The 12401-nt window shown below is 42.8% G+C and carries 12 protein-coding genes and 1 pseudogene; 9 read left to right on the top strand and 4 right to left on the bottom strand.

Features of this window, described 5'->3' with window-relative positions:
• Positions 1–127 precede the first annotated feature (127 nt).
• The 7 genes and pseudogenes from ACYRY3_RS41775 to ACYRY3_RS41745 all read left to right on the top strand — a co-directional run bounded on the left by ACYRY3_RS41775 (position 128) and on the right by ACYRY3_RS41745 (position 5869).
• The gene (locus ACYRY3_RS41775) at positions 128–463 is read left to right on the top strand and encodes a hypothetical protein (protein ID WP_460207728.1); all 336 of its coding nucleotides are present in this window, start codon (positions 128–130) and stop codon (positions 461–463) included.
• Between the two features lie 40 nt (positions 464–503).
• Positions 504–623: pseudogene (locus ACYRY3_RS41770) on the top strand (pentapeptide repeat-containing protein); the annotation flags it as partial.
• A gap of 468 nt (positions 624–1091) precedes the next feature.
• A complete protein-coding gene (locus tag ACYRY3_RS41765; protein WP_460207727.1) occupies positions 1092–1865 on the top strand; it encodes a pentapeptide repeat-containing protein in 774 nt (257 codons plus the stop codon).
• 60 nt (positions 1866–1925) lie between these two features.
• The gene (locus ACYRY3_RS41760; RefSeq protein ID WP_460207726.1) at positions 1926–2558 is read left to right on the top strand and encodes a TenA family protein; all 633 of its coding nucleotides are present in this window, start codon (positions 1926–1928) and stop codon (positions 2556–2558) included.
• A gap of 246 nt (positions 2559–2804) precedes the next feature.
• Positions 2805–3224: a pentapeptide repeat-containing protein gene (locus ACYRY3_RS41755; RefSeq protein ID WP_460207811.1), complete on the top strand. Its 420-nt coding sequence runs from the start codon at positions 2805–2807 to the stop codon at positions 3222–3224.
• Between the two features lie 125 nt (positions 3225–3349).
• Complete coding sequence (gene ilvD / locus ACYRY3_RS41750; protein ID WP_460207725.1) at positions 3350–5038, top strand: dihydroxy-acid dehydratase; 1689 nt, start codon at positions 3350–3352, stop codon at positions 5036–5038.
• 552 nt (positions 5039–5590) lie between these two features.
• Complete coding sequence (locus tag ACYRY3_RS41745; RefSeq protein ID WP_460207724.1) at positions 5591–5869, top strand: BrnT family toxin; 279 nt, start codon at positions 5591–5593, stop codon at positions 5867–5869.
• A 344-nt stretch (positions 5870–6213) separates the two neighbouring features.
• On the opposite strand, the gene ACYRY3_RS41740 is transcribed toward ACYRY3_RS41745, so the two are convergent.
• Positions 6214–7164 carry an aldo/keto reductase gene (locus tag ACYRY3_RS41740; RefSeq protein WP_460207723.1) on the bottom strand — a complete coding sequence of 317 codons (951 nt, stop codon included), beginning with the start codon at positions 7162–7164 and terminating at the stop codon, positions 6214–6216.
• A gap of 218 nt (positions 7165–7382) precedes the next feature.
• Between ACYRY3_RS41740 and ACYRY3_RS41735 the strand changes: the two genes are divergently transcribed.
• Both ACYRY3_RS41735 and ACYRY3_RS41730 read left to right on the top strand, forming a co-directional pair.
• Positions 7383–8864: a BCD family MFS transporter gene (locus tag ACYRY3_RS41735; RefSeq protein ID WP_460207722.1), complete on the top strand. Its 1482-nt coding sequence runs from the start codon at positions 7383–7385 to the stop codon at positions 8862–8864.
• Between the two features lie 96 nt (positions 8865–8960).
• Positions 8961–9767 (top strand): inositol monophosphatase family protein, encoded by an 807-nt coding sequence (locus tag ACYRY3_RS41730; protein ID WP_460207721.1) that lies wholly within the window; start codon positions 8961–8963, stop codon positions 9765–9767.
• On the opposite strand, the gene ACYRY3_RS41725 is transcribed toward ACYRY3_RS41730, so the two are convergent.
• From ACYRY3_RS41725 to tnpA, 3 genes are all read right to left on the bottom strand, one after another.
• Complete coding sequence (locus tag ACYRY3_RS41725) at positions 9764–11146, bottom strand: CheR family methyltransferase (protein ID WP_460207720.1); 1383 nt, start codon at positions 11144–11146, stop codon at positions 9764–9766. The two genes, ACYRY3_RS41730 and ACYRY3_RS41725, sit on opposite strands and share 4 nt — an antisense overlap.
• Positions 11147–11513: 367 nt before the next feature.
• Positions 11514–11831 carry a hypothetical protein gene (locus tag ACYRY3_RS41720; RefSeq protein WP_460207719.1) on the bottom strand — a complete coding sequence of 106 codons (318 nt, stop codon included), beginning with the start codon at positions 11829–11831 and terminating at the stop codon, positions 11514–11516.
• Between the two features lie 101 nt (positions 11832–11932).
• Complete coding sequence (gene tnpA, locus ACYRY3_RS41715; RefSeq protein ID WP_460207718.1) at positions 11933–12337, bottom strand: IS200/IS605 family transposase; 405 nt, start codon at positions 12335–12337, stop codon at positions 11933–11935.
• Between the last annotated feature and the right edge of the window lie 64 nt (positions 12338–12401).

Raw genomic sequence — 12401 nt, 5'->3', positions numbered from 1 at the left:
AACGCCACTTGCTATCACGGGTTTCACCCGTGATAGCAAGTGGCTCCCAATGACAAATGACTAAGGACGGTTCTTACCAGTTACGTTTTTTGTTACCGATCCAATACTACAAGGGCTGAGAATTTTTGTGGGTTGCGATCGCCGTGGAGAAACTCAACAAATGCCTGTCAATGTTGGGTTTCGTTCTTCAAGCAAAACTTACGCAGTCAATGTTGGGTTTCGTTCCTCAACCCAACCTACGTATTTTCGTATTTTTATGCACAACTTACGCAGTCAATGTTGGGTTTCGTTTTTCAACCCAACCTACGTATTTTCGTATTTTTATGCAAAATTTACGCAGTCAATGTTGGGTTTCGTTCCTCAACCCAACCTACGTTACAGTGTAAGCCTTTTAATTTCATCCTTTATCCTTGATACTTCTCCAGAGGAGACGCTACGCGAACAGCCTTTCTCTACTAGCTAGTGCCAATCTTGCGAATTCTCACTGAAAAGGTGTTAATTTAAGCAATGCCAATCTCAGTGGTGACAATCTTGACAATGCCAAGGTGAGCAGTGTTAATTTAGGTAGTGCCAACTTTAGAGGTTCCTGTCTTCATGATGCTAACTTTAAGGGAGCTAATTAGAGAGGAACTCTTCTAGATGGTACAAACCTCAGTGGTGCAACTTTACCATAGGGTACGTATAGTAAGCTGTTGATTTGTGTCAGTGACGATAGTCACCGATGCAGGCGATATGGGTCACTTTCCCCAAATTCGTTTATCTCTTAGGTTGGGATGGAAACAGGTTATTTTCATCCCAAGATATAGAAACGAACGTATAAATAAGCGGTTGCGGGGACTGTTATGCTTGAAAAACTATTATTAGCGGCTACTTTAACCTTTGCCTTAAGTCTATTTGCAGATCTGAGTTTGTCTTCTTCATTGCAAACAGTGAGAACGGGGAAAGGGCAAAATCAAAATGTTTTCGCCTTGACTCAAAATCAAAACTGAATAGGTACTTTTACTGCAGTGTAACTGCCGAAAGTCTAAAAAAATTATAAACTATTTTCCTGTTTCTTAACTAGCCAGGAAAAAATATAGCAATACTCAGTTATGAAAAGCCAGATTCTTGCCACAGCCGCACTTTTAACTATCATTAGTACCAGCCAAACTGCCCACGCAGCCAATCCCGAACACCTCAGACAGCTACTTTCAAGCAAAAAATGTCCCAATTGTGACTTATCTGGTGCTGGTTTGGTCATGGCTGACTTATCAGGAGCAGATTTAAGCGGAGCCAATTTAGCCGGAGCTAACCTCAGCCGTGCTAATTTAACAGGTGCCGATTTAAGGAATACTAACTTAAGCGGTACTAGTTTGTTTGGTGCCAACCTCACTGCTAGCAAACTCACTGGGGCTACTCTAGTGGGTACTGATTTAAGACACAGCTACTTACACAGTGCAGAGTTAACGGGTATAGATCTCAAAAGTGCTAACTTACAAGGAGCAATAGGTATCCCCTTGCAAAACGCCAAGCCAGAGGAATTTTATGCTTGGGGTATTGCTGAAGCACAGAAAGGTAACCATCAACAAGCCATCGACTATTTCAATCAGGCAATTGCCGTGAAACCAGATTATGCAGGAGCATATCTCGCTCGTGGTATTGCTCGCTATCAAATCATGGACAAACAAGGTGCATTCCAAGATGCTCAGGTTGCGGACAAGCTATTTACAGCTGAAAAGAATGCTGCAGGAATGCAAACAGCACAGGCATTTATCCAAGAATTGCAAACACCTTATACCGACCCAGCTATCAAGCCTAGTAAACCCACTTTTGTTGATTTTGTAGGCAGTATTGGTTCTCTCTTACTACAATTTTTGCCGTTTTAAAAGTAGTTGGTGGTTGGTTGTTGGTGGTATTCTTAACTACTAACTACTAACAAGTCACTTATGACTCTTTCCAGTGAATTGTGGGAAGCAAATCTTGATATAGCCCAAGTTTGTTTAGAACATCCCTTTGTTCGAGGTATTGGAGACGGTACTCTCGCTCCTCAGAAATTTGCCTATTATGTTGGGCAAGATGCCTTTTTTCTTGAAGCTTTTGCTCGTGCGTATAGCATAGCTGCTGCTAAAGTACCGGACTTTTCAGAATTTCTTACGTTTCACTCTTTAGCAAGTGGAGTGTTACAAGAACTTAAGTTACATGAAGGTTATGCGGCTAAGTGGGGAATAGATTTACGTTCTGTAGAACCAGGAGCAGCAACTCGCCGTTATACAGACTTTTTGTTATCAACCGCTTGGACTTCTGATGTGGGTACAACTGCTGCTGCTATGTCCCCCTGTATGCGTTTATATGCTTTTTTAGGCGAACAATTAGCTCGTAATGGCATTCCGAATCATCAATATGGAGATTGGATTCGTACTTACAGTAGCAGTGATTTTTTACCATTAACTCAACAATTAGAAAGTTTAGTTGAGCGTTACGCCAGTCATACAGGAGTAGTGTATTCAACATACCGCTATGCTATGTTTTGCGAGCAAGATTTTTTCCAAGCAGCATGGAGTTTTAACAGCGATCGCTGAATTATGCTCGATTATAGTTTATCAATTTTGGTCGCTAGTAACCGTTTTACCAATCGCCGATCTTAGGCTCATTCCCTAACAAATCTGCATATGTCAGTTGTTCACAAATGACTTTGTTCCAGTTGCTGTGGTGGTAATTTTGTAGTAAATAATGACAATATTTGTCAGATTACCATCTTGTAATGCAATTAACTGTAAAATATGCTGTCTGAGGTTTACTGCAAAGAAATTTGTGAAAATCGTGCTATGGATGTGGATGAATTGTTGAGACGCTATCAGGAAGGTGAGAGAAACTTTAAGGGTGTAAATCTGATAGGCAGTTACTTAACAGAAGTTAATCTGAGCGGAGCTAATTTACAAAGGGCTTCTCTTAGTGAGATTGATTTGAGTAGAGCAAATTTGGTTGGCGTTGATTTAACAGAAGCATCTCTTGTGAGAGCCAACTTAACAGGAGCTAACCTCACAGGAGCTAACCTGAGTGGAGCCAATTTGTTTGAAGCCAAGCTCACGGGAGCCATACTTGATGGGGCGGAATTGAAAATGACAGATTTGATAGATGCAGACTTGACTGTGGCAAATTTACAGGGAGCCAATCTGTATGGAGCCTACATGATGGGGACTCAGCTCCAGGGCGCAATTATGCCAGATGGTAAGAGCTACAGTTGATCTTTGGCAGTTGACTGTTAAGTGTTAACTGTCAACTGTTAGCAAATGTACTATTTCTGATATTTTGAGATAATCTATAGAGCAAATGCGCCATAGGAAAGATGACGGCGCTGGGGAATGTCAAAATGTCAGAGAATTTCAGAAGCCAAGTTGTTACACAGGGAGTGCAGCGATCGCCAAATAGAGCAATGCTGCGTGCCGTTGGTTTTAAAGATGAGGATTTCACCAAAGCGATTGTTGGGATTGCCAACGGCTACAGCACTATTACTCCCTGCAATATGGGGATAAACAAACTGGCAGAACGAGCAGAAATCGGGGTGAGAGACGCTGGTGCAATGCCACAATTGTTTGGCACAATTACCATCAGCGACGGTATTTCGATGGGAACCGAAGGGATGAAATATTCCCTCGTGTCAAGGGAAGTCATTGCTGATTCTATAGAAACTGCCTGCAATGGACAAAGCATGGATGGTGTCCTAGCTATTGGCGGTTGCGATAAGAATATGCCAGGAGCGATGATTGCCATTGCTCGGATGAACATTCCCGCCATCTTTGTTTATGGGGGTACAATCAAACCCGGACACTACAACGGACGTGACTTAACCGTTGTCAGCGCTTTTGAAGCCGTAGGTCAATACGTTGCGGAGAAAATCGACGAAACGGAATTCATGGAAGTAGAGCGTAGAGCTTGCCCTGGTGCAGGTTCTTGCGGTGGTATGTACACGGCAAACACCATGTCTAGCGCTATTGAAGCAATGGGTATGAGCCTGCCCTATTCTTCCACAATGGCAGCAGAAGACGAAGAAAAAGCTGATAGTGCAGAACAATCAGCCGTGTACCTGGTAAAAGCAATTAGCAAGCAAATATTGCCCCGCCAAATTATCACCCGCAAATCTATAGAAAATGCTATTTCCGTTGTCATGGCAGTTGGTGGTTCAACTAATGCCGTGTTACATATGCTGGCAATTGCTCATGCTGTGGGTGTAGAGCTTTCCCTAGATGATTTTGAAACTATCCGCGCCCGTATTCCAGTTCTGTGTGATTTAAAACCAAGCGGACGGTATGTAGCTACGGATTTGCACAAAGCTGGTGGAATTCCTCAAGTTATGAAAATGCTACTTACCCACGACCTTCTCCACGGAGACTGCCTCACCATTACTGGAAAAACAATTGCGGAAACCCTATCAGACATTCCAGAGGAACCACTTGCCAATCAAGATGTCATCCGCCCTTGGAATAACCCCATGTATCAACAAGGACACCTTGCTATCTTGAAAGGTAACTTGGCAACAGAAGGAGCAGTAGCAAAAATTACTGGGGTAAAAACACCACAAATTACCGGACCTGCAAGGGTGTTTGAATCGGAAGAATCCTGCTTGAATGCAATTTTGGAAAAGAAAATTAACCCAGGGGACGTTATTATTATCCGCTACGAAGGTCCTAAAGGTGGCCCCGGAATGCGAGAAATGCTAGCTCCTACCTCAGCAATTATTGGTGCTGGCTTGGGTGATTCTGTAGGGCTGATTACCGATGGACGCTTTTCCGGTGGGACTTACGGCATGGTTGTTGGTCACGTTGCACCAGAAGCAGCTGTGGGCGGTGTTATTGCTCTGGTTGAAGAAGGCGATACCATTACAATTGACGCCCATGCTCGGTTGTTACACTTAGACGTGTCTGATGAAGAATTAGCCCGTCGTCGTGCTAATTGGCAGCCACGCCCACCCCTTTACACCAGGGGTGTACTGGCAAAATATGCCAAATTAGTATCTTCTAGCAGTCTCGGTGCAGTGACAGACCTGGATTTGTTTAGCTGAAAACGGTGGGCTTTAGCCCTACCTACGTGGGGTGGACGGGCGGGACGCCCGGACTACAAAAGTTAGATGTAGGGTGGGCAGTGCCCACCATCGGTAAAAACTTGCATTTGTTTATTGTAAGTAGGTGCAGGTTTTCCTCCTCTGTCACTCTCCAACAACTTTTGCTATTTCTGAATTTTAGAGCTTTTGTATACGAAGCAATCGCAAGATTTTTTGCTAATAACAAATACAATAACCAAGTTTTTGTAATAGGATAGCTTGTATTGATTTGCTGATAAGACTTCTAGAGATTGCCCTCTCGGAAACTGACAGAAGAGGGACACCTGCATTTTGAATGACTCCCTAAATCACTCTCTGAGATATGGAAGTGTTTTTTACTCAATATTTATACTTACTAAATTTTAAAACTGAGTTTTAAAATTTTTCTTCTAGTTAATGGTCAGTGTTGAACGGTTAGCTTTTTCAGTAAGTCTTTACTTCCCTGAAATTGATTACTCATCGTATTTTTGCCTATGTCATTATAATTACAACGTTTTGTATATCTAACCAGTTATGTTATTTTTTGAGTACGATCCCAAAAAAAGTAGTATCAATAAAGACAAACATAAAATTGATTTTATTGAAGCTCAAGAATTATGGCTTGATAGTAACAGGTTAGAAATACCTTCATCAGTCACTACAGATGAGCCAAGATTTCTTGTTATTGGTAAAATAGGGACAAAGCATTGGAGTGCTGTTATTACATATAGAAATGATAATATTCGCATCATTTCTGTAAGACGTTCACGAGAAAATGAGGTAGCTGCTTATGAAGGCGGAGGAATTGGATAAGCTTTTTGATGAAGGCGAGGAAGATATTCTACAGTATTTTGATTTATCCAAAGCTTCCCGTCCTGGCTTACAGAAAGTATTTAAGATAACAAGACTTAGACCTATCTCTTTGAGATCACCTCGTTCCTTAGAAATATTGAGAAGAGAAGTGTTCAGAAGAAGCCGTCATAATCAATTTTCAGTCGTAGCTAGGAAAGTAAAACATAAGCCTTCTGGCAATAATCGTTAAAAACAGCTGAAAACGGTGGGCTTTAGCCCTACCTACGTGGGGTGGACGGGCGGGACGCCCGTCCTACAAAAGAATCCATCTTACAAAAGAATTAGTATCAAACCCAGCTAAAATCTCATCTCAACCAGGGGCGGCTAACCTCTTCTAGCTGCCCAACCTCATCGTCAGTCAAAGTCCATCCCAAAGCACTTGCATTCTGCCGTACCTGTTCGGCGGTTTTTGCTCCAGCAATAGGAATGACATTGCCTTGTGCAATTAACCAATTCAGAGCAACTTGAGCAGGAGTGCGCCCGTGTTTCTCTCCTATCTGACGTAGCACGGATAACAAGGGCTCAATTTTTTTCAAACCTTCTCGACTAAATCGGGGGTCTATTCTTCTGGCATCTTTAAAATCGTGAGCGCTGCTGCTTGTGTATTTGCCTGTTAATAACCCCTGAGCCAATGGGCTGTATGCCAGTATTGTTACACCCAACTCACGGGCAGTCTTCAGAATACCATTGCTTTCAATCTGACGGCTCAGTAAAGAATAGCGGACTTGATTGACAGCTAAAGGCACGCCACGAGCAGCTAATATTTGGTGGGCTTCTCGCATCTGCTCTGCTGAATAATTGCTTACACCTACAGTCTCAATTCTGCCCCGTTGCACCTCATCTGCTAAAGCATTCATCAAAGTTTCTTGACTCATAAAAAAGGCGAAGGGCCAATGAACTTGGTACAAAGGCACTCGCTCTAGTTGCAAGCGTTTGAGACTCGCTGTCAGCGCATCACCAACAGCCCCACCTGTAAATCGCCAAGGCACAGGCCCGTATTTTGTGGCTATTTGCACCTGTTTATCGGTCTTTTGCATGAATTGCCCTAACAATTCCTCGGAAAGACCAAATCCGTAAACTTCAGCAGTATCAAAAAAGGTGACGCCTGCTTCTAATGCTGTTTTGAAAGCTCCTTCGAGCTCTTCTGACCCGTAGTTGTTGCCATAATTCCAAAAGAGTTTATCACCCCAAGCCCAAGTCCCAATGCACAGGGGTGTAACAGCCGGACCTTTTTGTCCCAGTGTGATACTTTCCACGTTGTAAAGCTCTATAATTTACACTTCTTTACATTTCCAGTGTATCTTCTTGTGAAATTCTTTAGAAACTTTCAATAGAGTTATCTCGAGCGATAATTTATTTTCTGTGAACTGTTAAGCTTTGAAATAACGGACAGATAAGGGCTTGGTGTTTGCTATTATTAGCTTTCCTCCAGCTTAAACTTGAAATTTTGAATTTTAACGGCTTGTAGTGGGCTATGGCAACCAGCGAATTTTCACCCGATTCTGAATCAAATAAATCAGCAAAGCCAGTAACGTTACCCAAGGTTAACGTATTTACCATGTTTCGCTTGGGCTTATTTCAGATGGGGTTGGGCATCATGTCGGTTCTCACTTTGGGAGTGCTGAATCGGATTATGATTAAGGAATTGGCAATCCCAGCGACACTTGTAGCGGGTACCATAGCAATGCATCAGCTGGTGGCACCGTCTAGGCTGTGGTTTGGACAGAGATCCGATGCTAAACCTTTTCTGAACTATCACCGCACTGGTTATGTCTGGCTGGGTACCGCTTTATTTGCGATCGCAGCTTTTTTAGCAGTACAAGTCACTTGGCAACTGGGCGCTAGTTTTTACAATGCAGGTTGGACGAGTCAAACCTACGGTTGGATTGCTCTGTTAGCAGGGATTTTTGCCTTCTACGGATTGGCATTGAGTTCAAGTTCCACGCCCTTTGCAGCATTGCTAGTAGATGTTTCCGATGAAGACAACCGTTCTAAACTGGTTGGTGTTGTCTGGTCAATGTTGATGGTAGGCATTGTGATCGGCGCAATCACCAGCTCAAAGTTACTCCCTGCGGCAACAACTTGCCAAGAAGCAGCAGTAGGAACAGTCTCTTTATACAGCCAACCCCAACAACTTGCAGCACTACAAAATTCTATTAACCGCTTGTTCTTGATTCTCCCAGGGGTTGTTTTTGGTTTAGCAGTATTGGCGACAGCAGGCGTAGAAAAAAAATACTCTAGATATAATATACGCTCCACTGCCGTAGAAAGAGAAGACCAAATTACTCTCAAAAAAGCACTCAAGGTATTAACTGCTAGCCGTCAAACAGGTTTGTTTTTCACCTTTTTATTGGTGATGACAATCAGCTTGTTTATGCAAGAGGCTGTGATGGAACCTTATGGTGGCGAAGTGTTTGGAATGTGTGTTTCGGAAACAACCAAGCTGAATGCGTTTTGGGGAACAGGAACCCTAATAGGTATTAGTTCAACAGGGTTTTTAATCGTGCCACGCTTGGGCAAACAAAAAACTGCTATGTTAGGATGCTTAACAGTCGCTTTCTCCATATCATTCATCATACTATCGGGATTTACTGCCAATCAGAAATTCCTACAAGGAGCTTTATTGCTGTTTGGTTTGACTTCAGGTATCACCACAACAGGAGCACTTAGCCTCATGCTAGATTTAACGGCAGCAGAAACTGCAGGAACATTCATTGGTGCATGGGGTCTGGCACAAGCGATGGCAAGGGCACTGGCTACAGTCAGTGGTGGTGCAGTACTGGATGTAGGCAAATACTTGTTTGCTCAAAAAGCAATGGCATATAGTCTGGTTTTTGGGCTGCAAGCACTGGGCATACTCCTAGCAATTTGGTTCCTTACCAGAGTGAACGTTCAAGAATTTCAGATCAACGCTCAGAAAGCGATCGCCTCTATTTTAGAAAATGAACTGGATTAGATCCAGTAACAGATTTCCTAACAGATTTAGCGGATAGTTCAACTCCAAGCCATACAATAAATCTATCCGTTATATCTGTTACCTATCCGTTGCCCCATGAACGAATTTTGGACTACCATTATCGACTTTGCCCAAACGACAACTACCAGAGTTGGCAAGCAATTGATGCAAGATTTTGGGCAAGTGCAAGCCGATAAAAAAGCTGATGGAACTTTGGTAACCCAATCGGATAAATGGGCGGATCGGGAAATTCAAGACGCGATAGCATCCACCTTTCCAAATCACGGTCTTCTCACTGAAGAAAGCAACAGGATTTTTCCCGGTACAGAATGGTGCTGGGTTATAGATCCCCTAGATGGCACAACCAATTTTACTCGCGGGATTCCCATTTGGGGAATTTCATTGGGTTTGCTCTACCAAGGGACACCAGTTTTTGGTTACGTTTACGTGCCACCAGTGAATGAAGCTTTTCATGGTTTCTGGAAAGGTGACTCTGAGTTAGATTTACCAGATGCAGCATTTCGCAATCATAAGCCCATTCAGACAAGTGATGATGCTCCCAGCAACAATCATTTTTTCAACCTTTGTTCTCGCAGCACCTCAGTGATTCAAAAAGGGTTTCCGTGTAAAATCCGAATGCTAGGTGTTGCAAGCTACAACTTTCTGACTGTTGCGGCTGGTTCTACACTGGGTGGTGTTGAAGCGACACCCAAAATATGGGATTTCGCAGCGGCTTGGGTTATTGTGAAAGCTGCAGGTGGTAGCTGGATATCACTTGAATCAGAACCATTTCCTTTAACAAAGGGAGAAGATTATACGACTCGCTCTTTTCCTACTCTAGTTGTAAGTCGTCAGAAATTGATTCCAGTGTTTTCTCCTTTTGTAGAAAAAGCCAAAATTTAAATCTCCCGTTGCAAGCTTTCTAGCTCCTTGTAAGTAAATTCTAGTTCTGCACTAGTAGCGTCTAATAACTCTTGTGTACTCTGTAGTTCCTGAGTCACTTCTAAAAGAGCTGAGCTTAAACGTTCAACATCATTTACAAGGGATAAGTACCCAGTCACATCAATAAAAGTGAGGTTTGCGCCTAGTAGCTTACCACTCGACTCTAATATCGGTATGATGTAAACATCTAGATAAGTTGTGCCAAATTTACTGACCCACTCTACATTTTTCAAGCTGAGCAGGTGGCGCGATCGCTCTAGCTGCCTCATAAAAGCAATGGAATTTACAACTTGCCCGATTTCTAAATCTTGCAGTCGCGCACCTAAATTGGCCTTCGTCAAACCAAACAGGGCATATGCCTGTTCATTAGCCATAAGCAGACGATGATTGCGAGCAACTGCTAGTTGGGCAAATGGACTCTTCTCAAAAGCTGCTTGAGTAATTTGGATTTGGGTAGTTAGAGGGTCAACCTCTGTCTTGTTAGGAGTCTGAGGTCGGATCAGCAAGTGATCTTTCAAACTGAGCTTCTCCGCTTTGGCAAAAATACGATGCTTGAGACTGACAGGGGCGAAGATTCGTTGGTTGTTAGCCAAGCTTTCTGCTTTGCCCAAGAAAAGAAAGCCGTTATCGGTTAAGGCAAAATGAAAGCGAACCAGAACAGTTGCTTGGGTTTCGGGTTTGAAGTAAATAAGCACGTTGCGGCACACAAGCAGGTCAATTTTTGACATGGGGGCATTAACAACCAAGTCATGGTGACCAAATACGGTTGGGCGTCGCAGTTGTGGGCGCAAGACATAGCCCAGCTCGGTTTGCTGAAAGTATTTAGACAGTAGGTCGCTCGGAATCCCTGCTATCTCAAGATTGTTATAGCTGCCCTGCCGTGCCTGATTGAGTGCATCTTCATCTATGTCCGTAGCAAAAATTTGCACTCGCTGCAAATATTGCTCGATGCCAAGTACTTCTGCCAACAACATAGCTAGTGTGTAAACTTCCTGCCCAGAAGCACAGCCAGCACTCCAAACTCGGATTCTTTCTCCAGGTTGCTTGTTTGCAATGATTTTGGGAATGATGTTGTTAGCTAAATAATTCCAGTGGTCGCGATCGCGAAAAAAGCCAGAGAAGTTGATAAAGATGGTATCAAGTAGAAAAGTGCATTCTTCGGGATGCTTAATGAGATATTGCAAGTAATTCTTATAGTTTTCAATATTTAACTGCTGCATCCGGCGTTGGAACCGACGCGTCAAAGAATCACGTTTGTTACCTGTCAAATCGCAACCACAGTTTTGCTTGATATAGTCTAATAGGGCTTCAAACTCTGGGTTGAAATTTGATGTGCTCATGGTATCATTACCGGGAAGGGTTAGTTTTATCGCTCAAGTGCTGACTCTACTTAAAGCTGTATTTCCAAAAAGTGGAAGCAAAATATTTGACAAGGTATTGTACGGCATATTCTTTGTTATATGAAAGCTTAATAATTTATTAAGATATTTCTTCAAGGTTAACACCAATCGCAGGTAAATTAACAGTAAGAGTCGCGCCCTGCCCAACTCAAGGGCTCTCGGCAGATGGTGCCACTGTGGAGTTCTACTAGGTGACGGGCGATCGTAGACCCAGCTCAAGCCCTTCACAAGCGAATTAAGCGCGGGCTGTACAAAACTTCCACTGGCAAAACAATAAATGCAGATACCAATGGAAGTATAAATATAGCTAGTAATTGCTCTTGACGTTCTTCAAAAGGTCTATGCAAACTCCACAGGGACTAAAGTTGCGGGGTGTACTGCCGCCTATATGCTGCGACAATGTGCCTGCTAATACATTCCAGCGAAAGATTTCTTCTCCATTAGTCAACACTTTAAGCAAACTGAGTCCTGCGGTTCCGGCGTTGCATAACTCTAGTGCAGTGTCAACCGTCGTTTGGAGCATCATTTCCGGCTGAGTTACCAATTGCCGTGCTAGTCTACTCAACGCTTGATTTTCTGAGAGTAAGTTTACAGGACGAGGGGTTTCTCTTTGAGGTCTTTGCATAGCAGTTACGGCTTTGGTAATTAAGCAGATATTGCGAAACTTCGTTCAGAATATAGTCAAATTTCATCATTTATCGAAAAAAATGGGTTTAAAACCCCGTCCTAAAGGAGCGGCTTTTCTTGATTTTGGATATATTTTTTAAGAACTTCAATTGGTGCTCCACCCACAGAAGAGACAAAATAGCTAGGACTCCAAAGAGCATCCTTGCCATCGGGCTTTTTAAATCCAGCTTTTCCATACCTACGACTAGATACACCTTTTAAGGAATTTACGATTTGAGAGATTGAGAGTTTTGGAGGATATTCGATTAAAGCGTGAATGTGGTCGGCTTCGCCGTTGAATTCGAGTACTTGAAAATCCATCTTTTTTGCTACATCACGGAATGATTCTTCAATTAATGCAAGACTTTCGCCTGTAAATACAGACCTACGGTATTTCGTCATGCAGACCAAATGAACTTTTAGGTCAGAAACAGAGTGTCTTTCTCGGCGTAAAGCAGTTGTCAAGTCTTACAGACCTATATATAATGAAATTGACAGACCAACTATAGCACGAAATAAAACAGGAGGT

The sequence above is a fragment of the Scytonema sp. NUACC21 genome (genome assembly GCF_054684315.1).
This window is presented reverse-complemented; position numbering and strand designations above follow the sequence as displayed.